Source organism: Halopolyspora algeriensis (assembly GCF_003337235.1).
GTDB classification, from domain to species: domain Bacteria; phylum Actinomycetota; class Actinomycetes; order Mycobacteriales; family Pseudonocardiaceae; genus Haloactinomyces; species Haloactinomyces algeriensis.
Genome location: NZ_QPJC01000011.1, coordinates 154,015 through 172,681, shown reverse-complemented (window position 1 = coordinate 172,681; position 18,667 = coordinate 154,015). Strand labels below are relative to the sequence as shown.

General features: G+C 69.1%; 18 protein-coding genes, 1 tRNA gene and 3 pseudogenes. 9 read left to right on the top strand and 13 right to left on the bottom strand.

Translation table 11 applies throughout. The annotated features are described in order from the left end of the window. From DFQ14_RS22080 to DFQ14_RS16640, 3 genes and pseudogenes are all read right to left on the bottom strand, one after another. A pseudogene (locus DFQ14_RS22080) lies at positions 1-95 on the bottom strand (IS5/IS1182 family transposase); the annotation flags it as partial. A 3-nt stretch (positions 96-98) separates the two neighbouring features. Beyond that, on the bottom strand, positions 99-842 hold the full coding sequence (locus DFQ14_RS16645) for a nucleotidyl transferase AbiEii/AbiGii toxin family protein (RefSeq protein WP_338072622.1): 744 nt from the start codon (positions 840-842) through the stop codon (positions 99-101). A 105-nt stretch (positions 843-947) separates the two neighbouring features. Next, positions 948-1,499 carry a type IV toxin-antitoxin system AbiEi family antitoxin gene (locus DFQ14_RS16640; protein ID WP_338072621.1) on the bottom strand — a complete coding sequence of 184 codons (552 nt, stop codon included), beginning with the start codon at positions 1,497-1,499 and terminating at the stop codon, positions 948-950. A gap of 427 nt (positions 1,500-1,926) precedes the next feature. Here DFQ14_RS16640 and DFQ14_RS16635 point away from each other — a divergent pair, with 427 nt between their 5' ends. Beyond that, complete coding sequence (locus tag DFQ14_RS16635) at positions 1,927-2,472, top strand: very short patch repair endonuclease (RefSeq protein WP_114454204.1); 546 nt, start codon at positions 1,927-1,929, stop codon at positions 2,470-2,472. Here DFQ14_RS16635 and DFQ14_RS16630 read toward each other — a convergent pair. Both DFQ14_RS16630 and DFQ14_RS16625 read right to left on the bottom strand, forming a co-directional pair. Then, complete coding sequence (locus tag DFQ14_RS16630; RefSeq protein WP_246195614.1) at positions 2,402-3,142, bottom strand: DDE-type integrase/transposase/recombinase; 741 nt, start codon at positions 3,140-3,142, stop codon at positions 2,402-2,404. The genes DFQ14_RS16635 and DFQ14_RS16630 overlap by 71 nt on opposite strands. Positions 3,143-3,297: 155 nt before the next feature. Next, positions 3,298-3,618, bottom strand: a complete 321-nt coding sequence (locus DFQ14_RS16625) for a helix-turn-helix domain-containing protein (RefSeq protein ID WP_114454202.1) — start codon at positions 3,616-3,618, stop codon at positions 3,298-3,300. Positions 3,619-3,691: 73 nt separating this feature from the next. Here DFQ14_RS16625 and DFQ14_RS16620 point away from each other — a divergent pair. After that, a pseudogene (locus tag DFQ14_RS16620) lies at positions 3,692-4,081 on the top strand (SAM-dependent methyltransferase); the annotation flags it as partial. 626 nt (positions 4,082-4,707) lie between these two features. On the opposite strand, the gene pdxA reads toward DFQ14_RS16620, so the two are convergent. The 4 genes from pdxA to DFQ14_RS16595 are packed head-to-tail and all read right to left on the bottom strand — an operon-like array spanning position 4,708 to position 9,248. Beyond that, positions 4,708-5,730, bottom strand: a complete 1,023-nt coding sequence (pdxA, locus tag DFQ14_RS16610) for a 4-hydroxythreonine-4-phosphate dehydrogenase PdxA (protein WP_179951599.1) — start codon at positions 5,728-5,730, stop codon at positions 4,708-4,710. Continuing rightward, positions 5,723-7,072 carry a four-carbon acid sugar kinase family protein gene (locus tag DFQ14_RS16605; RefSeq protein WP_114454199.1) on the bottom strand — a complete coding sequence of 450 codons (1,350 nt, stop codon included), beginning with the start codon at positions 7,070-7,072 and terminating at the stop codon, positions 5,723-5,725. The genes pdxA and DFQ14_RS16605 overlap by 8 nt, the downstream gene beginning before the upstream one ends. A 10-nt stretch (positions 7,073-7,082) precedes the next feature. Then, the gene (locus tag DFQ14_RS16600) at positions 7,083-8,462 is read right to left on the bottom strand and encodes a GntP family permease (RefSeq protein WP_114454198.1); all 1,380 of its coding nucleotides are present in this window, start codon (positions 8,460-8,462) and stop codon (positions 7,083-7,085) included. Continuing rightward, a complete protein-coding gene (locus tag DFQ14_RS16595) occupies positions 8,463-9,248 on the bottom strand; it encodes a DeoR/GlpR family DNA-binding transcription regulator (protein ID WP_246195668.1) in 786 nt (261 codons plus the stop codon). A gap of 274 nt (positions 9,249-9,522) precedes the next feature. Here DFQ14_RS16595 and DFQ14_RS16590 point away from each other — a divergent pair, with 274 nt between their 5' ends. After that, positions 9,523-10,317, top strand: coding sequence for an alpha/beta hydrolase family protein (locus DFQ14_RS16590; protein ID WP_114454197.1), 795 nt, complete (start codon positions 9,523-9,525; stop codon positions 10,315-10,317). 12 nt (positions 10,318-10,329) lie between these two features. Here DFQ14_RS16590 and DFQ14_RS22415 read toward each other — a convergent pair. After that, a pseudogene (locus tag DFQ14_RS22415) lies at positions 10,330-10,446 on the bottom strand (dihydrofolate reductase family protein); the annotation flags it as partial. A gap of 11 nt (positions 10,447-10,457) precedes the next feature. On the opposite strand from DFQ14_RS22415, the gene DFQ14_RS16580 reads away from it, so the two are divergent. Then, positions 10,458-11,285 (top strand): recombinase zinc ribbon domain-containing protein, encoded by an 828-nt coding sequence (locus DFQ14_RS16580; RefSeq protein WP_141921328.1) that lies wholly within the window; start codon positions 10,458-10,460, stop codon positions 11,283-11,285. Here DFQ14_RS16580 and DFQ14_RS16575 read toward each other — a convergent pair. Beyond that, positions 11,267-11,351: transfer RNA gene (locus tag DFQ14_RS16575), tRNA-Leu, on the bottom strand. The two genes, DFQ14_RS16580 and DFQ14_RS16575, sit on opposite strands and share 19 nt — an antisense overlap. Positions 11,352-11,532: 181 nt before the next feature. On the opposite strand from DFQ14_RS16575, the gene DFQ14_RS16570 reads away from it, so the two are divergent. Next, a complete protein-coding gene (locus DFQ14_RS16570) occupies positions 11,533-12,840 on the top strand; it encodes a M20/M25/M40 family metallo-hydrolase (protein WP_420810185.1) in 1,308 nt (435 codons plus the stop codon). Positions 12,841-12,987: 147 nt separating this feature from the next. Beyond that, a complete protein-coding gene (locus DFQ14_RS16565) occupies positions 12,988-13,986 on the top strand; it encodes a tyrosine-type recombinase/integrase (protein WP_114454237.1) in 999 nt (332 codons plus the stop codon). A gap of 250 nt (positions 13,987-14,236) precedes the next feature. Here DFQ14_RS16565 and DFQ14_RS16560 read toward each other — a convergent pair whose 3' ends face one another. Together DFQ14_RS16560 and DFQ14_RS16555 are read right to left on the bottom strand one after the other, a co-directional pair. Continuing rightward, a complete protein-coding gene (locus DFQ14_RS16560; RefSeq protein WP_114454194.1) occupies positions 14,237-14,899 on the bottom strand; it encodes a VOC family protein in 663 nt (220 codons plus the stop codon). Positions 14,900-15,092: 193 nt separating this feature from the next. Further along, the gene (locus tag DFQ14_RS16555; protein WP_170206346.1) at positions 15,093-15,455 is read right to left on the bottom strand and encodes a hypothetical protein; all 363 of its coding nucleotides are present in this window, start codon (positions 15,453-15,455) and stop codon (positions 15,093-15,095) included. A 69-nt stretch (positions 15,456-15,524) separates the two neighbouring features. On the opposite strand from DFQ14_RS16555, the gene DFQ14_RS16550 reads away from it, so the two are divergent. The 3 genes from DFQ14_RS16550 to DFQ14_RS16535 all read left to right on the top strand — a co-directional run bounded on the left by DFQ14_RS16550 (position 15,525) and on the right by DFQ14_RS16535 (position 18,652). Continuing rightward, entirely contained in the window at positions 15,525-16,322 is a 798-nt protein-coding gene (locus DFQ14_RS16550; protein ID WP_114454235.1) for a glycerophosphodiester phosphodiesterase family protein, read from the top strand. A 90-nt stretch (positions 16,323-16,412) separates the two neighbouring features. After that, the gene (locus DFQ14_RS16545; RefSeq protein ID WP_114454193.1) at positions 16,413-17,822 is read left to right on the top strand and encodes an MFS transporter; all 1,410 of its coding nucleotides are present in this window, start codon (positions 16,413-16,415) and stop codon (positions 17,820-17,822) included. A gap of 485 nt (positions 17,823-18,307) precedes the next feature. Beyond that, entirely contained in the window at positions 18,308-18,652 is a 345-nt protein-coding gene (locus DFQ14_RS16535) for an RNA polymerase-binding protein RbpA (protein WP_114454191.1), read from the top strand. The last annotated feature ends 15 nt before the right edge of the window (positions 18,653-18,667 follow it).

Genomic DNA, 18,667 nt, shown 5'->3' with positions numbered 1-18,667 from the left:
CCACCACCCTGCGGGCGCACCCCGGCCTGCGGGATCAACGGCGCCACCAGCTCCCACAACTCATCCGGCACCAACCGATGCGACAACTCATCCACAAGCTACGAGCATCCCACGTCACCACAGCCAACTGAGACACGGTCTGAGTGGGTAACGCGACGGCTGCGGATGATCACCGGGCTTCTCCTGCGTCGCTGTCCTGCGAGGAGGCGGCGAGCCAGGTGTCGCGGACGTAGGTGAGTGCGGCGTTGGCGGTGATTTCGAGGTGGGTTTGGCCTGCGAGTTCGCGCTGCCACGTTTGCTCGTCGGGAGCATGGGTGAGCAGTGCGCTCGACGGAGGCTTGTTGGTGGGGCCGAAGCGTGTGAACAGCTCGGCGGCATCGGTGGTGAGGGCACCGAGGCGCGAGCAACCAGAGATCGTAGAGATCTCGGGAGGTGGCGCGGTGCGCCCAAGCGGTGGTTTTCCAGGCTGCGAAGGCGGGTGCGGTGGGCACGCTCAGCGCGGCAGGTCCAGCGTCGCTGTAGCGCTGCACGAGCGAACGCCGCTCGGTCGGCCAGGGCGCATAGCCGGTGGAGCTCAGAAGCTGCACGCGCACGGTCGTGCCATCGGGCGCGACAAGCACGGCCGGCGTCGCGTCACGGACCGCCGTGAGTGCCGGTTGCCAGCGTAGACCCGGAAATTCGCGCCGGGTCGCACGAAGCAGGGTTGTCTCGAGCGCTTCGGCCGTGCTGCTGCGGCCGCTGCAGGCGATGAGGTCGATGTCTTCGGACAGCCGCCCGTCCGAAGCCAGCGTCCGGGAGAGGGCGGTGCCCGAAGAAGATGACCTCGCCGGCCAGACGGTCACTGATGGCCGCGAGCAAGTGGGAAATGAGGTGGTCCCGGCGCACCTGGGTACGGGCCACGCCGAATTGCTCGGCGATGGCGGTTTCTTCCTGAGGGTCGAGCATGGTCAGGCGGCTGCGCGGAGACGGGCGAGGCTGGCTTGGCGGCGCTGTCCGACTGCCAGTTCATCCAGCAGTTGACGATCGCAGCGGGGCAGCAGGCCATGGGCGGCGGTGCGGGCTTGGTCGGGCAGGCCACCCAGATCGGGTCGGGCGGCGAGATCGAGCACCGTTTGTTCGATCGTGGTGACCCATCCCTGGCCCAGTTCGCTGGTGTGGCGTTGCACGTCCAGGGCGGCCACGCGGCGACGGACGAAGAGCACGGTGGCCTCGCGGTCGACCACACGCAGCGTCGGCCGGTGCCGAGTGGCAGCCACGACCGCAACCGCCAGCGCGCGCGGGACGGCCCCGTGCAGGCGGGCGGCGGACAGTCCCATCAGTGCCACCGAGTCGATGCCCTCGTCAGCGGCCGCGATGCCCAACGCGGCCGCCTCCAGCTCGGGAAGCCAGCCCCGGTCGAGCTGGTCATCGGGAACCGCGGCGTAATACCCCGTTGCCAACCGGTGCAACGCCCCGGCACGGGCCAGCCGCGCGAACTCGCCACGCGGGTTCGCGTACACGGTGCCAGCGTCGCGGGGCCGCAACACCCTGGAGGAGCCTCGCAACAGCACGGGAGGCACGCGCGGTGTTGTAGGCGTCATTACCGTCACCTCCGTAGGCTATTAGCCTACACTCGTGCCACTCACGCGCAACTGTGGCTGCCACGGCGACGTGTCACCGAAACTCGCCCCGACGCACACGCAGCTCCCAGAGAAGCCCGCGCGGAGCAGCAGTCATCGAACGGCCGTGGATCAGGAGTATCTCGACCAAGATCCCCTGCTCCTGACCGCCTCCCCCACCGCGCGAGCCGCTGATTCAGATCGATGACAAGTCGGCGAGTCGGAAGCCATTTCGCACGAGCGCGACGGTCGATCTGCTATTCAAGTCCGGTGCCGGCCGCAGCGTGCGGCTGCCTGCTCCTGCCAGCTCTGACTTCGGGGATCGTGAATGGACGCGTACCGGTACGTTGATCCAGGTCCGACACCACCGGCTTCGTCCGCTGCGACGGCAAAAGTGATGCGCAGAACGGGGCGCCGCGATACCGGCCCGGAACTGCGGTTGCGGAAGACGCTGCACCGCCGGGGACTCCGCTTCCTGGTCGACGCGCCATTCCCGGGAGGGAACAAGCGCAGACGGGTCGACATCCTGCTCCGCGGCCCGCGCATCGCGGTCTTCGTGGACGGCTGCTTCTGGCACTCGTGCCCGGAGCACGGTCTTCTCCCGAAGAGCAACCGGGAGTGGTGGCGGCGCAAGCTCGAAGGTGTGGTGCGACGCGACCGGGACACGGATGCCGAGCTCACCACAGCAGGCTGGCTCGTCGTGCGCGTGTGGGAGCACGAAGACCCCGAAACCACCGCGGAGCTGATCGAACGATGTCCCGCGTCAAGGAAGTGGCTCAGTTTGGCTCGGTTGATGCTTGTGTCTATTGATCTTGTTGATGGACATCGGTGGGTCGACGAAGCCCGAGGGCCTCGTGGGGGCGGGTGTGGTTGAACACCTGCCGGTATTGCTCGGCCTCAGTGGCCAGGGTCTGGCCGTCGTCGATGTCCATGCGGTAGAGGTGTTCGTACTTCAGTGAGCCGAACGCTCGCTCGCGCACGCCGTTTTGCCCAGGGTTGTTCGCTCGCGTGCGGATGTGGGATAGCTCCGGACGCGAACGCAGGAAGCGTTCAAACCGAGCGGATTTGAACGCGGCACCATTGTCGGTGACCAACGTGATCGGCCGGACCTCGCCGGTGTCCGGATCGGTTTGCTGCTCCAGTAACGATCGCTGGGCCAGCCGTTCGGCCTCGGCGATGGCCAGCTCGACCGCGGCGATGGCATCGGCGGCCGTGCTCGTGGTCGAGAGATACCAGCCGAACTCATACTTCGAGTAATAGTCGGCGCATCCGGCCAGCCGCCACAGGCCACCTCTGGTGGTCTCGTACTCGGAGAAATCCAGCTGCCAGACCTGATGCGGAGCTGTGGGCTGCTCGGCGAAGGCCGCCTTGCGGGCGGCAGCCAGCTGGCGACGTTGCCGCTGATACGTCACCGGTTGCAGCAGGTTCCGCCGCCGCATCGCCCGCTCAACTGTGGAGACTGAGAAGTCATAGCCGTCCGCGATCAGCAGCCCGTAGATCTTGCGGTGCCCCCATGCCGGCCAGGATTGGGCGTATTTCTCCACGATCGGTTCCGCCGCGGAGACCACCGGTGCCGGCCATGGGCCTTTCGCCGGCGGATCGCCGGTGCGAGACTGGGACAGCCAGCGGGTATACGAGCCTCGGGGAATGCCCAGCAGACGCGCGAACCTCGAGACCGGCATCCCCGCGTCTTGTCGGATCATCTCGAGGTCCTCGTAGGGCCCAGCCGATGCTCCGCGGACTTCTTCCAGGCCCGCACCTCGACATGGGCCTCACCCAACGCAGTGGTCAACTCATCGACCTCAGCCTGCAGCTGCTGCTCCCGCGACGACGGACCCGCCTTGCCGCCCTCGGCCAGACTGGCCCGGCCCGCCTCCAGGAACTGAGACTTCCACCGCGACACCGACTGCTCGGAGACCTTGTTGCGCCGAGCCGCCTCCGCAATGGTCATCTCCCCGGACAGCACGCTCAGCACAATCCGCTGCTTGTCCTCCGCAGCGATCTCCGGTGGACGTGACATCGTCAAAACCTCCTGCTCAGGACCCTACATAACCCCCTGAGCCACAAAGTCTGACGCGCAACACAACGAGGTACTCACCTCGCCCGGCGTGGCCGGACTGCTGGACTTCGACACACCGATCGCGTTACTGGCCCTGCTGGTGTTGCAGTACTTCCCCGACACCGACGAAGTCACCACCCTAATAAGACAGTACCGCCAGGCTCTGCCCGCCGGCAGCGTGGTGGTGCTCTCCCACGTCACAGGCGACGATCCCGCGATGCCAGTCGCCGAAGCCACCCGACTCAGCCAGAACACCGACAATCCCACCTACGCCCGCACTCGCGACGAATTCGCGGCCCTCTTCGCAGACGCTCTCCTGATCGACCCCGGCATCGTGTTCGCCCAACACTGGCACCCCGACTCCCACAACACCGACCCCGAACACACCTGCGTCTACACCGCAGCCACACACGCCAGAGCCTGACGGTGATCAAGCGCTGCCGTTGTTCGATTGCGCCCTCACACGGACCTGATCCACGCAAACCATCGTGTGCTCGGTGTGGCCGCTGCAGACACGGCCCCTGGCTCCAACAACACCACGGGCGAGGCCCTAGCCTGGCTGTTTCGGCTATGGCCTCGCCCGTGACGCGAGTGGAGGGTGCTTAGCCTGCCGAGGGGTGATCCACCACGGGGGCGTTGACGCATTCCGAATGCGGCACAGCATCCGGCCGGTCCGGCCACCTCCACCCGATCCGGTGATCACTAGCCGAGTAAGCACCGAATCCGGGCGGCACTACGCCGCCGAGGACGACGTATTCGCCCGGTGGATAGTGAGGCTTTCCGCATAACCTCCTGTGACGTCGCGTGATGAATTGACAGTGCCACCGTCCATTTCCTGCTGCAGCTGGGCGTCTGCCATGTACGACTGATCCGTGTCGTTGTTGTTCACGAGAACGCCGTCCGTGTAACTCGTGACGACGCCCGGGGTGCTCGGCACTGGCCGCACACTCCCGCCGCTCCGATGAATTTGCCCACCGTCGGCAGCGGTGGGGCGCTCGCGGCGGCGACCGTGCCGTGCTCGGCAGCGGTCGTCGCCGCGACCTGAGTACCTCAGCTGCCGTACTCGGCGCGGATGCGATCGGCGAAGCGGGCGAGGTTGGCGCCGGCGAGGAACGCCGAGCGCATGGTGGCGTGGTCGGCGATGCCCTTGCCTGCGATGTCGAAGGCCGTGCCGTGGTCGACGGAGGTCCGCAGGATCGGCAGGCCCACGGTCACCGAGATGGTGCCGTCGAAGTCCACGGTCTTGGCGGCGATGTGGCCCTGGTCGTGGTACTGCGAGAGCACGCCGTCGAAGCGGCCCTGCAGCAGCTGGTGGAACACCGAGTCCGCCGGCACCGGCCCGACGACTTGGGCACCCTCATCGCGGGCGCGGCGTACTGCGGGTTCGATGTGCACGATCTCCTCGTCACCGAAGTTGCCGTTCTCCCCGCCGTGCGGGTTGATCGCGGCGACCGCCAGGGTGGGCTCGTCGGTACTGAACACGCGCAGCGCGGTCAGTGCTTCCTGGATGCCGTGATACACCCGTTGTTCGGTGATCTGATCCAGCGCCTTGCGCAGCGAGACGTGGCGGGTGGCGAAGAAGATCTTCTTATCGCGCACCACGAACATGGTGTTGTTGCGGGTGCTACCGGTCAGGGCGCCGAGCATCTCGGTGTGGCCGAGGTGTTCGGCTCCGGCGGCCCAGATGGCTTCCTTGTGGATCGGCGAGGTCACCACCCCGGCGACCCGTCCGTCCAGGGCGGCGTGGGTGGCGACCTCGATCGCGGCGATCGCGGCGCGCCCGGCGAGCTCGTAGACCTCGCCCCAGGCGAGTTCGGTGTCGCCGACGACGCCGGTGTCGAAGCAGTCGATGACGCCCTCGCCCGCGGGTTCGGGATCCCAGGTGTCCACGGCGCGGACCTGCACATCCAGGCCACAGGCGCGGGCGGCGCGGCGCAGCACCGCCGGGTCACCGACCGCGATGCCGCGGGCCGGGACCTCGGGGCCGGCTTCGGCGAGGGTGCGGGCGGTGATCTCCGGGCCGATCCCGGCCGGGTCCCCCAGCGTCACGGCCAGCACGGGACGGTCACTCATGTCGTTCCTCCTGATTGCCCCACATCGGGTCTCCCGACTCGTGGTCGAAGCCGGGCACGTCGGAGCGGATACGGCGCAGCTGCTGCTCCACCATCGACCGCAATTGCCGCAGGCACTGCTGCGCGGTGTTCTCGTCGCCGACCAGGCCGCCCTTGGTCGCCGCCGGCAGTCCGTCGAGGGCACCGCCGACCACCGATCCGCGCACAGCCAGGGGCACGACCTCGTCGGTGACCTCGAAGGCCTGCGAACCGCTGGCGGTGAGCACCGCGGCGGTGACGTCGCCACCGGTGGTGTAGACGCCGCTGACGGGGGCGGCGCGCACGGTGCGCTCGACTAGTTCGGCGAGCATGCGGGGCACCCGCTGGCGGTCGGTGGCGTCGAGGTCGATGACGCCGGCTGCGGACGCGGCGGTGCGCAGCACGACGATTTCCGGGAAGGACCGTTCACGCAGGGCGGCGACGAGGTCCTGTTCGAAGCCGCCGGTCGCGCCGCGCACGAGGGTGTGCACGTTGAGGTCGAGGAACAGGGCCTGCTCGTGGCGCTGAACGACGTCGAGTTGGCGGCGGGTCAGTTCGGTGGCGCTGCCGACCACGGCCAAAAGCGGCCCGGCGGTGCAGGTACGTGCCTGGATCGACAGGGCCCGCGCCAGGCTCGCCCCGGCCGGGCCGGGGTCCACCGACACCCACACGGTGCCGTCGCGGCGGCTGACCTCGGCGGCGGCATGGGTGATCGCGTCGATGTGGTCGTCGGCGAAGGCATCGCAGAGCACCAGCGGTTCGGTACCGGCGGCCAGCGCCTCGGTCAGTGCCGGGCCGTCGGCGGTGACGCGGCGCAGCGGCACATGCCGCAGGGCGAGGGTGGTTTGGTCGGCAACGATGTCGGCCACCACGCTGGTGCGCATCGGGTTCAGCGGGTCGCCGGCCAGTTCGGTGCGCTCCAGCGGCACCCCGTCGAGCAGTTGCACCCCGTCGACGGTCACGCGGGCGGCGTCGGGAAACGCCGGCACCATCAACCCGCGCACCGGGCGGTCGGTGCCGGCGCGCACGGCGGTGAGGGCGGCCTCGACCTCGGCGCCGACGTTGCCGCGCAGGGTGCTGTCGGTGCGTTTGACGACCAGTTCCACCGGGCCGGCCTCGCGCACGGCCTCGGCGACGCGGGCCGCGGCCGCCGCCGGGTCGAGGTGGCGGCTGTCGGTGTTGACCACGACGACGTTGTAGCGCTGCGCGACGCTCGCGGCGCGCTCCGGGTCCACTGTGGCCACACTCAACCCGGCCCGGGCGAAGCGCGCGCCGGTGCCGTTGACACCGGTGAGGTCGTCGCCGATGACCAGGATCCGTGCCATGTCCACCCCTTCAGGCCAGGACCAGCGCGGCCACACCGAGCAGCGGCAGGCACGCCGCCCACAGCGCGGTGGTCATGCCGCTCCACATCTTCAGCGCCGCACCCCCGGACAGGCCGGTGAACTTCGTGACCACCCAGAAGTACGAATCGTTGTAGTACGAGAAGACCAGCGAGCCAGAGCAGGCGGCCAGCGCGCCGAGCAGCGGGTTCAACCCGGAGGCGACCAGCGGCACGCTCAGTGTCGCAGCGGTGATGATCGCGACGGTGCCCGAACCCTGCGCCAGGCGCACGAACGTGGCGATCAGGAACGGCACCAGAAACAGCGGCAGCGGCCAGCCGGCGACCACCTCGGCCAGCGCCTGACCGACACCGGACTCGTTGAGCACATTGCCGAAGGCGCCGCCGGCGCCGGTGATGAACACGATGCTGCCGGCCGCGGCGGCGGCCTGCCCCAGCCAGCCGGTCACGGTCTCGCGGGAGGTATCCCGCGCCGGCAGCAGGTACACGGCGATGATCAGGCCGATGAGCAGCGCGATCGACGGGTTGCCGATGAACTTGGTGAAGCCGGTGAACGCGCTGTCGGGCGCGATCGCCTCGCTGGCGGTGTTGCACACGATCAGCAGCAGCGGAACCAGCAGTGGGGTGATCCCTCGCATGACACCCGCCCGGCTTTCGGGACGGGCTTGCGTGCCGGGCCCGGACGCGCGCTCATCGTCCCGATCGGTGGGCTCGTCGGTGTCCTCGCTGCCGGCGGCCACGGCCGTGGGGTCCAGCTGCGATTCCAGACGCGGGCCCATGGTCCGGGCGTAGACGACGACCACCACCAGCAGGACCACCGCGAACAGCAGCCCGGCTAGGATCATCTTCCCCAGGTTCACCCCGAGCAGGCCTGCCGCGGCCAACGGACCCGGCGTCGGCGGAACGAGATGGTGGGTGACCGATAGGCCACCGGCCAGGGCCAGGCACAGCAGCACCACCGGGCGCCGCGCGGTACGGGCCAGCGACCGGGCCAGCGGGTGCAGGATGACGAAACCGGAATCGCAGTACACCGGCACCGACACCACCGCCCCGGTGGTGGCCAGTGCGATGTCCTCCCGGCCCCGACCGGCCATCCGCACGAACAGCCCGGCGAGCTTGGCGGCCGCCCCGGTCTCCTCCAACACCTTGCCGATCATCACGCCCAGGGCGATGACGATGCCGATCTCACCGAGGGTGCTGCCGAACCCCTCGGTGATCTGGGTGACGAGCTCGGCCACCGGAACCCCGGCGACCAGCCCGGTCACCAGGGCACCGAGTAGCAGCCCGGCGAAGGCATCCAGGCGGGACTTGGTGATGACCACGATGACCGTGGTCACGCCGGCCAGTAGCGCGGCGAGCAGCTGTAGATCCACTTACGCCTCTCCCTCGGTCCGCCCGGCCACGGGGTCGGGCACCACGATCAGGGTGCAGTCGCCGTCGCCGCGCAGTGCCGCGGCGGCGGTGTCGGAAAGCCCGTCGTCGGTGATCACGGTGTAGGGCCCGCTGACCGGTGCCCAGAAGCGATGCGGCTCGCAGCCGATCTTGCTGGAGTCGGCGGTGACCACCGAGTGGCGCGCGCTGCGCAGCTTGACTTCCTTGAGTTCGGCGAGCTCCTCGGTGAGGGTGTTGATGCCGCGCCCGGGCACGAAACCGTCGGCGCCGAGAAATGCCAGGTCCACGCTGATCCGCTGCAGCGCGTGACGGGCGGCGGCGCCGATGATCGCGCCGGTGCGCCGGCGCACCGACCCGCCCAGCACGCACACCTCGATGCCCTCGGCCTCGCGCAGCGCCAGCAGGGCGCCGATGCCGTTGGTGTAGACGGACACGCCGCTGCGGTCAACGAGGTTCTCGGCGATGAGCGTGCTGGTGCTGCCCGCCCCGAGCAGCACCGTGTCGCCGTCGGTGACGAGGTCGGCGGCGCGCGCGGCGATGGCACGTTTGGCCGGGGCATGCCGGCGGCTCTTCTGCTGCCAGGACTGCTCCCCTCCGGCGGGAACCGCACCACCGTGAGTGCGCACCACCCGCCCGGCGCGCTCGAGGTCGGTGAGGTCGCGGCGCACGGTCGACGGGCTGATCCGCAGCGCCGCAGCCAGGTCCTCGACCCGGCGCACCCCGTCCTCGACGCTGCGCAGGATCTCTGCCTGCCGGTCCCGCATCATCACGCCCTGCTCATTTCACTCACTCGGACATGCAATTGACGCGCATTTTGCGCGCAGCGAGGTGTCAAACGCAATACCCGGGAGCACACCTGCTCATCGTGAGCACACCGAGATCTTGACGCACACGGCAGTGGTTGAAGGCCGGTCGTGCCGGCGGCGTTCAAAATGGCGTGACGTGCGGGCTGACCTGCGGAGCAATGCTCGGCCCGCCGCGCTGATTTCGCCGGTAGCGCAACCGATTCCCGGCACGCGGTCACAGACCTACCGTGGGCACATGGACTCACCGATCACGGGCACGGCCGCCGGAGTGCCTTTCACCGCCCTGCCACCGGCCGACGACGGCCCCGCACCGCTGATCGTCACCTGGCACATGCTGGACGCGCCGAGGTCGGACGCTGCGTTCGCTGCCGCGTTGCCGATGATCGGCCTGCCCGCGTGGCGGGTGCACCTCGGCATGCCGATGTGCGGGGCGCGCATGGTCGACGGCAGCATGGACGCCGGTTTGGAGCTGCTGCGCACCGATGTCCTGATGTCTGCTCTGTACCCGTTCGTCCGGCAGGCGACCGAGGAGTTCCCGGCCGCGCTGGCGTCGATCCGTGCGCAGCTGCCGGTCGATGACGGTCCGATCGGCGTGCTCGGCGGCTCACTGGGCGGAGCCGTCGCGTTGCGGGTCCTCGCCGAGACCGAGATTCCGGTCTTCGCCGGAGCCGTCGTGAACGCCGCCATCCGGATGCGGTCCGTCGTCGACCTGTTCGGCGACTACCCGTATGACACCGAGTCCGCAAAGGCCGTCGACAGCCTGGACTTCGTTGCCAAGGCTGGCACCATCGCTGGTCGCTCGCCGTTGCTGGTCGTCAGTGGCGAGCGGGATCACCCGGCGCTGCGTGCCGACGCGTTCCACCTCGTCGAGGCATTAGGGGAAAGTTCCGACCTGCTGTCGATCCCGGAGTTGGCGCATCCGCTCGCCGACGAGCCCGGCATCGAGCCCGCGCCACAGCTGCCACTGGCCCGCGAGGTCGACGCCGGCCTGACCACCTGGTTCCGACACCACCTCACGGCCGCAGGCTAGATACCCTCCATGTCACCGAACGACGTCGTACACCAGTTTCTGGATGCCGTTGCGGTACGACTCGTTCTCGGCCAGGGTCAGCATCTGCTTGTCTTTGTCGGTGTCGCTGAAGATCCGCTTGCCTGCCCCCCGCCGGACACGTGACCCACTTCCGTCGCTCCAGCCCGGATCGGGTGGTCCGTTCCCGCCAGCCTGCCCACCCGGCCATCATCACCGTGGAGGACTTCACCCAGGCACAGTTGCTCCGCCGGTCGAAGGCGGCCGGAGGGCTGCGGACCGCTCGGAAAGCGGAGCGCAGCGGGCGCCTCACGAAGCGGACGTATCTGTTCCGCGGCCGGGTCCGGTGCGCGCTGTGCGGCCGCAAGATGGAGGCCAGTCCCCGCAAGCACGCGATGTACTACCGGTGCCCGGCCCGCACGCTCGCCCCGAGCTCCCCGGCCCTGGAGTCCCACCCCTCGGCGGTCTATCTCCGCGAGGACGCGATCCGGAAGGAGATCAACGGGTGGCTGGCCGGGCTGTTCCACCGAGACAACATCGATCAGACCGTGGCGCCCCTGGCTGCCTCCCAGGACCAGTCCGGCGCGTCCAGCAGCCGCGAGGCCGCCAAGAAACGCGTCACCGACGCCGAGACGCGGATCCGCCGGTTCCAGGAGGCCATCGAAGCGGGTGTTGATCCGGCAGCACTGACCGAAAAGATCAACGAAGCGCAGACGGAGCGGGCAGCGGCCAAGGCCGAGCTCGACGCCACACCCACGAGCAGCGCTCTGAGCGAGGTCGAGACTCACGCGCGGATCGACTCGCTCGGAGAGATCGGCCCAGTACTGGCCCACGCCAGCCCGGAGAACCTCGCGAACCTCTACACCGCCATTGCGCTCCAGATACGCTACCAACCCGAGGATCACGCGGTCGATGTCACCATCGAGCCCGTGGGCCGGGTGAATAGTAAGGGTGTCGGAGGGGGGACTTGAACCCCCACGCCCAATATAGGGCACTAGCACCTCAAGCTAGCGCGTCTGCCTTTCCGCCACTCCGACGCCTCGGCACCGCTCCGGCCTTCCCGGTCGGCCCCGCTGTGTTGTAGTCATAGATTAACCGATCGACTCACCGGCCTCACAACCACCCCCCTCCCGTGGCACGAGGTGATAGAAAAGCCAGGTGACTGCCTATCCCGATCCCTCCTCCGAGTCGGCACCCGACACCGCTTCCGACCCCGGCCTGCAGCACGCGGAAGAGGAAGCCGTCGCCCTGACGAGTGAACTCATCCGGTACGACACGACCAACACCGGAGACCCCGCCACGGTGGCCGGGGAACGCGCGGCCGCCGAGTTCGTGGCGAGCAAGCTCGGTGAGGCCGGCTACGAGGTCACCTACGTCGAATCCGGCGACCATCCCGGCCGTGCCAACGTCATCGCCCGCCTGCCCGGAGCCGACAGCCGGCGCGGCGGCCTGCTCGTGCACGGTCACCTCGACGTGGTGCCCGCCGACCCGGCCGAATGGTCGGTGCATCCTTTCTCCGGCGTGGTGCAGGACGGCTACGTGTGGGGCCGCGGCGCGGTCGACATGAAGGACATGCTCGCGATGAGCCTGGCCGTGGCCCGGCGGTTCAAGCGCGACGGCATCACCCCACCCCGCGACATCGTGTTCGCCTTCCTGGCCGACGAGGAGGCGGGGAGCTTCCACGGTGCGCAGTGGCTGGCCGATCACCGGCCCGAGCTGTTCGCAGGCTGCACCGAGGCGATCAGCGAGGTCGGTGGCTACTCGGTCACCCTGCAGGACGACGTGCGCGCCTACCTCGTGCAGACCGCGGAGAAGGGCATCCGGTGGCTGACCCTGCGGGTGCGCGCCCGCGCGGGCCACGGCTCGATGGTGCACGAGGACAACGCCGTCACCCGGCTCGCCGCCGCCGTGGCCCGGCTCGGCGAGCACCGCTTCCCGGTGGTGCTGACCGACTCGGTCCGCGAGTTCCTCGACGGCGTGTCCGAACTGACCGGCTGGGACTTCCCCGCCGACGACCTCGACGGCTCGGTGGCCAAGCTCGGCAACCTCTCCCGCATCGTCGGAGCCACGCTGCGCGACATCGCCAACCCCACCATGCTCAACGCCGGATACAAGCACAACGTCATCCCCTCGGTCGCCGAAGCCGCCGTCGACTGCCGGATCCTGCCCGGGCGGGAGGAGGTCTTCGACCGCGAACTCGCTGAGGTCCTCGGTCCCGACGTGGAACGCGAGTGGGTGGGCCTGCCGCCGGTGGAAACCCCGTTCGAGGGGCGCATCGTGGACGTGATGGCCGAATCCCTGCGCGCCGAGGACCCGGCGGCCAGGACCCTGCCGTACATGATGTCCGGCGGCACCGACGCCAAGTCGTTCAGCAGGCTCGGCATGAACTGCTACGGCTTCGCCCCGCTGAAGCTGCCCGCCGATCTGGATTTCACCGCGCTGTTCCACGGCGTGGACGAGCGGGTGCCGACCGAAGCGCTGCGGTTCGGCACGCGGGTGCTGGACCGTTTCCTGCGCAGCAGCTGATCCGCGACCGCGTTCGCACGCGCTCTGCCGGGTTGCCCGGTTTGCGCGCCTTGAGATGATCATCGGCAAGGTTGTGTGTGCGTGGGAGCGCGGGAGGTGGCACAGGTGACCCGACAGAGCGGGCCCCGGCAGGGCGGTGGCAGCGACATCTCCGGCGAGGCCGGTGAGTCATCGGTCGCGCACTGGATCGCGGCGTATCTGGAGCATCTGCAGGCGCGCAAGCTCGCCGCGAACTCGCTGCGGGCCTACCAACGCGACCTGGAGTCGGTGGCCGGGGAACTCGCCGAAGCCACCGGCACTGCCGCCCAGGCCCTGCCCATGACCGCGGTGACAGCTTCGGTGCTGCGTTCGGCGTTCGCCCGGCATGCCGCCACCCGATCGGCCGCCTCGGTGACCCGGGCGTGGTCGACCTGGAACGGCCTGTTCCGCTTCCTCGTGGTCGAGGGGGCGGTGGCGGGCAATCCGATGCCGGTCGTGCCCAAACCCCGCACGGCCGAACCGACACCGAAACCCCTGCAGGGCGAGGACACGCCCGAGCGGCTGCTGCGGCTGGTGGCCCAGGGTGCGCGCCGCACGCGCAACCCGTGGCCGGAGCGCGATCTCGCGGTGCTGTCCACCTTGTTGTGCACCGGTCTGCGGTCGGCCGAGCTGCTGGATCTCACGGTCTCGTCGCTGGCGGGCAGGGCCGGGGAACGCCGGTTGCACGTGCGCGGTAAGGGCGGCAACAACCGCTCGATCCCGATCGAGCAGACACTCGACGAGGTGATCGCCTCCTACCTGCGCACCCGCAAGCAGCGGTTCGGGCGGCGCCTGCCGGGCGGGGAGGCACTGTTCGTCGATCACCGGGGTGATCCGCTGCGCCGGGGCGGGCTGCAGTACCTGGTGCGGCAATCGCTGCGGGCGGCCGGGATCTCCGACCGGGTGCACAGCGGCGCGATGGTGCATGCCCTGCGGCACACGTTCGCCACGAGGCTGGCCGAGGACGGGGCCAGTGCCGCCGAGATCGCCAAGCTGCTCGGGCACGCCTCGATCAATTCCAGCCAGACCTACATCGACGTCACCGCGCGGGAACAGCGGCTGTCGGTGCGCGCCAACCGGACCCACCAGGTACTGGGTGAGCTGAGCTCGCAGGACCCGGCCGGTTGAGGCGTTAAATGACCGCGCGGATTGGGGGTGGTTGACCGGCTGTTTGCGGTCATCCGGCAAGTGACGTCAGTCTTCCAGCCACGCACGCAGCCGGCACCGCTGCGGGTTCTCCGGCACAGCCTCGCGAGGACAGTCCCAACGTGATGTAGTGACCTACCTGATGTCGGGGCTCGGCGCAGCGAGGCGCCGCCGGAGGTTCCGCCACCCGCACCGTCACCCAAGCCAATCCGAGCATCTCCTGCAAGCAGTCCTACCCGCCCCAGGTTTCGGTCTTGCCGGTCAACGCGGAGACGGCACCACCGGTGTCGGCGATGATGAGGGTTTCGCCCATCCCCGGGTGTTCGAGTCGCTCCAGGAGTGTCCCGCCCAGTTCGTGCACCTGCTCGGCGGCTCGCTCGAGGCTGTCCACGGTGAAGTAGCACAGCCAGCAGCACCGGTCGCCGATCCGGCCGCTCGAGGAACGGCGGGCGATCGGCTTTTCCTCGGCCGTGTAGGCGGCGCCGTCGTCGGCTTCCTCGCTCGTCCAGCTCAGTGTTTCCGTCCAGAACGTGTCCGAGCGCGCGGCGTCCTCGGTGAACAATTCGATCCAGCACAGCTCGCCCCGGCGGGGGTGGGGTGCCCACGGCCCGTGTTGAGCCCGTCCTGTGGCCAGCACCGCGCTGGTGTCGTCCGGGCCCGTCAGCACGCTGCCCTGACCCGCTCCCGCGAAGACGGGCCGCCACCCTGCCTGCTCGTCGGCTCGGGGGGTGTGCACGAGCGCGATCTGCCTGTCGCCGACCCAGCAGCTGAATCCCTCCTCGGTGGAGAGCACCTTCCAGTCGAGCAGGGCCCGGTGGAATCGCAGCGAGGTCTCGGGATCCGAGGTGATCAGTTCGGTGCGGCGCAGGCCGCGCACCGCCTTCTGTGAGGGCACGTGTTGTTTCCCCTAGCAGACCTGGAGTGACCGGCTCGTCAGTACATGCTGTCCGCCCTGCACCGGTCACTGTGGGGTGGGCGCAGTTCGGTGCTACATCCTGACTGCCACGGCAGGACCGGGCAATGCTCCATTCGGGCTACAGGGTGGTTCCGCGGTGGGCGGGGACGCCGGCCCGGGCGTGCCCGGGTGGTCAGCGGATCCGTTCCAGCTCGCCTGCGGCTTCGGTGAGTCGTGCTGCCATGTTCGCCAGTTCGGCGGGACCGGCGCCGTCCCGGGCCGCGGTGGCCACGTCCTCGGCCGCGCAGCGCAGTTGGAACAGGCGGTCCTGCAGGTCGTCGAGTTCGACGGCCGAGAGCACCACGGCATCCTCGGGAAGCCCGGTGCGCTGCACCGCGGCGCGGCGCTCGTAGGCGCGCTGCCTGCAGGACTGCGCACAGTACAGACGTGGCCTCCCGACTCGACCCGCGTCGGGAATGCGGCGCCCGCACCAGGCGCAGTGCCGCACGGATCGTCGCCGGGTCGGGATCGGTTCCGGATCGGGCAGGGTTTCCACGGACGAGCACGCTAACCGGGAGGGACCTGCCCGTCTTCACCGCCACGCCGATCGGGCAGAGTGGACGGGGTGACGCACCCGTTCCTGTATGGCCCGTGGCCGCGCGCCTTCGCCCACCGCGGTTGGCACACCGGTGATCTGTCCGGCATGGAGAATTCGCTGAGTGCCTTGCGGCGCGCCGTGGCCGAGGGCTACCGGTATCTGGAAACCGATGCTCATGCCACCTCCGATGGTGTTGCCGTGCTCCATCACGATCCGGATCTCGATCGCACCACCGACCGGCACGGCATCATCCGCGAGCTGCCGTGGTCGTCGGTGCGGGCGGCGCTGATCGGTGGGCGCGAGGCGGTGTGCCGCCTCGACGACGTGCTGGAGGAGCTGCCCGAGGCGCTGCTCAACATCGACGTCAAGGTCGATTCGGCGGTGCGTCCCGTGCTCGATGCCCTCGAGCGGCACAATGCTTGGGACCGCGTGTGCCTGGCCTCGTTCGACCACGGCAGGCTGCGGGCCTTGCGGCGCGGCGGCGGGCCGCGGGTGCTGACCTCGATGAGCAAACGCTCGGCGGCCACCCTGTGGGCCGGGGCACGCCTGGGTGGAGGGCCGCTGCGCCCGTGGGTACACGGCTGCGCGGCCCAGGTGCCCGCTCTGCACGGGCGGGTGCGCGTGATCGATTCCCGGTTCGTCGCTCTGGCCCACCGGTGGGGCCGGGAGGTGCACGCGTGGACCATCGATGCCGCCGACGAGATGGAGTATCTGCTCGATCTCGGACTCGACGGTCTGATGACCGACCGTCCCGACGTGTTGCGCGAGGTGCTGCGGCGGCGGGGGCAGTGGGCCGGTTCGGACGATCACCTCACCACCGAGTGAGTACAACTACCTATTGCCGCCGGGTGAGCACCCCGGAAGGGTGCACGGGGGCCTGCCGGCAGCGGTAAGCAACTGGGGAGGGCGGTTCGGATGAGCGTGCTGGGTGGCGAGGTTCCGCCGGATGCCGCGCAGCGGCGCAGGCAGCATCGCGGCTGGTGCTGGTACGACTGGGCCAATTCGGTGTTTCCCACCTCGGTGACCACCGTCTTCCTCTCGCTGTATCTGACCACTGTGGCCACTCGTGCCGCCGAGGCCGATGTCGCGCGCAACGGCGTCGACGCGTGTCCCGGCGGGAACGCGCTGCGGCAGTGCGATGTGTCCCTGTTCGGATGGGCCTTTCCGGCCGGATCGTTGTGGGGGTATCTGCTGTCGGCCGCGACGGTGCTGCAGGTCCTCGTGCTGCCGATCACCGGTGCCGTCGCCGACCGCACCCGCAACAAGCGGGCGATGCTGGCGGTGTTCGCCTTCACCGGTGCTGCCACGACCTCGCTGCTGGCCCTGGTCGGTGGGCGGAACTGGCAACTCGGCGTCGTACTGTTCATCGCCGCGAACCTCTGCTTCGGCGCGGCGGTGGTGGTCTACTACTCGTTCCTGCCCGAGATCGCCGATCCCGACGAGCGGGACCGGCTTTCCTCCCGCGGGTGGGCGTTCGGCTACCTCGGCGGCGGGGTCGCCTTGGCGCTGCATCTGCTCATCTATCTCGGCCACGACGCGCTCGGCATCGAGACCGATACCGCGGTGCGGCTGGTGTTCGCCTCCTCCGGGGTGTGGTGGGCGGCCTTCACCGTGTTCCCGCTGATCGGGCTGGGCGGCAGCAACCGCGCCACGGAGAGCACCGGGTATGAGGGCTCGGTGGCCACCGCCGGTTTCCGCCAGTTGCTGTCCACGGTGCGCCAGGCCCGCCACCTTCCCCTGACGCTGGGTTTTCTCGGCGCCTACATGATTTTCACCGACGGGATCAACACCGTCACCAAGGTCGCGGCGCAGTACGGCGATGTGGAGCTGCGCCTGCCGCAGGACGTGCTGATCGTGACCATCCTGATCGTGCAGTTCATCGCCTTCGTCGGGGGCGTGTTGCACGGGGCTCTCGCGCATCGCCTCGGCGCCAAGAGGACGATCATGGTCAGTCTGGGCGTGTGGATTCTCGTGCTCGGTTGCGCCTACTTCGTCCAGGCCGGGCAGACCCTGCAGTTCTACGGGCTGGCCGTGGGGATCGGGCTGGTCCTCGGCGGTACGAACGCGTTGTCACGGTCGGTGTTCAGCCAGATGGTGCCCGCGGGCAAGGAAGCCGAGTACTTCTCCCTGTACGAGATCGGGGAGCGCTCGACCTCCTGGCTGGGCCCGCTGGTTTTCGCCGTGGTCGGTCAGGCCACCGGATCGCTGCGGCCGGCGATCCTGTCGCTGGTGGTCTTCTTCGTCGTCGGCCTCGTCCTCGTCTCCTTCGTACCGGTGCGCCGGGCGATCGAGGCTGCGGGCAACCGGCCTCCCCAGGTCCTGTGACGTCACCCACCGCCTGCGCAAGCCCCGCCTCCACCGCGTGGCACTGCTCACCACGGCCGGGTCGGCACGCGAAGCGCGGACATGCCGGGACGGGTCGCCGGTATGATCGGAATATGCCGGTACGCTGTGTCGTTGAACGAGACAGTACAGCTCGTCATCACGACGGGTAACAAGTTTTCTTGGTCGATTCCGAACAAGGCCGTGATCTCGATCCCACTCGGGCCGGTGATCACCGACTCGTTTGACTTCAGTGACGAATCGTCTGGCACTATCACCCGTTCGGATGTACCTGTGGATGCCCGAGAAGCACCGTGTCCCGCGAGCCGGGGCTGTTCTCCTGCGGGGAGGAGCCCACCGGCGCGGGAGCGGCGCCATCGACGGCAACCACAAGCCCTGCACCGGGAACATACGACGAGCCCCACCTCGTTGCACTCGGTGAGCACAACCGCCTGGGCACCACCCGGGCCGACGTGAAAGGAACCGTCATGGCCGACCGCGTTCTGCGTGGCAGCCGGCTCGGGGCTGTCAGCTACGAGACCGACCGCAACCACGACCTCGCACCGCGCCGGACGGTGCGTTATGCCTGCTCCAAGGGGCACGAGTTCGAGGTGCCCTTCTCCGACGACGCCGAGGTCCCCCCGACTTGGGAATGCCGGCTGCACGGCACCGAGTCGAAGATCATCGACGGCAACGAGCCGGAGCAGAAGAAGGCCAAGCCGCCGCGCACCCACTGGGACATGCTGCTGGAACGCCGTAGCGTTCCCGAACTGGAAGAGCTGCTCAACGAGCGCCTGGAGGAGCTGCGCAACCGTCGCAGCCGTTCCGCCTGAGCGAGCGGTCCCTCT

Coding starts and splice junctions, on each gene's coding strand:
- DFQ14_RS16635 (WP_114454204.1), top strand. CDS start 1,927: ATGGACGCGTACCGGTACGTTGATCCAGGTCCGACACCACCGGCTTCG.
- DFQ14_RS16625 (WP_114454202.1), bottom strand. CDS start 3,618: ATGTCACGTCCACCGGAGATCGCTGCGGAGGACAAGCAGCGGATTGTG.
- pdxA (WP_179951599.1), bottom strand. CDS start 5,730: ATGAGTGACCGTCCCGTGCTGGCCGTGACGCTGGGGGACCCGGCCGGG.
- DFQ14_RS16605 (WP_114454199.1), bottom strand. CDS start 7,072: ATGGCACGGATCCTGGTCATCGGCGACGACCTCACCGGTGTCAACGGC.
- DFQ14_RS16595 (WP_246195668.1), bottom strand. CDS start 9,248: ATGATGCGGGACCGGCAGGCAGAGATCCTGCGCAGCGTCGAGGACGGG.
- DFQ14_RS16590 (WP_114454197.1), top strand. CDS start 9,523: ATGGACTCACCGATCACGGGCACGGCCGCCGGAGTGCCTTTCACCGCC.
- DFQ14_RS16545 (WP_114454193.1), top strand. CDS start 16,413: ATGAGCGTGCTGGGTGGCGAGGTTCCGCCGGATGCCGCGCAGCGGCGC.
- DFQ14_RS16535 (WP_114454191.1), top strand. CDS start 18,308: ATGGCCGACCGCGTTCTGCGTGGCAGCCGGCTCGGGGCTGTCAGCTAC.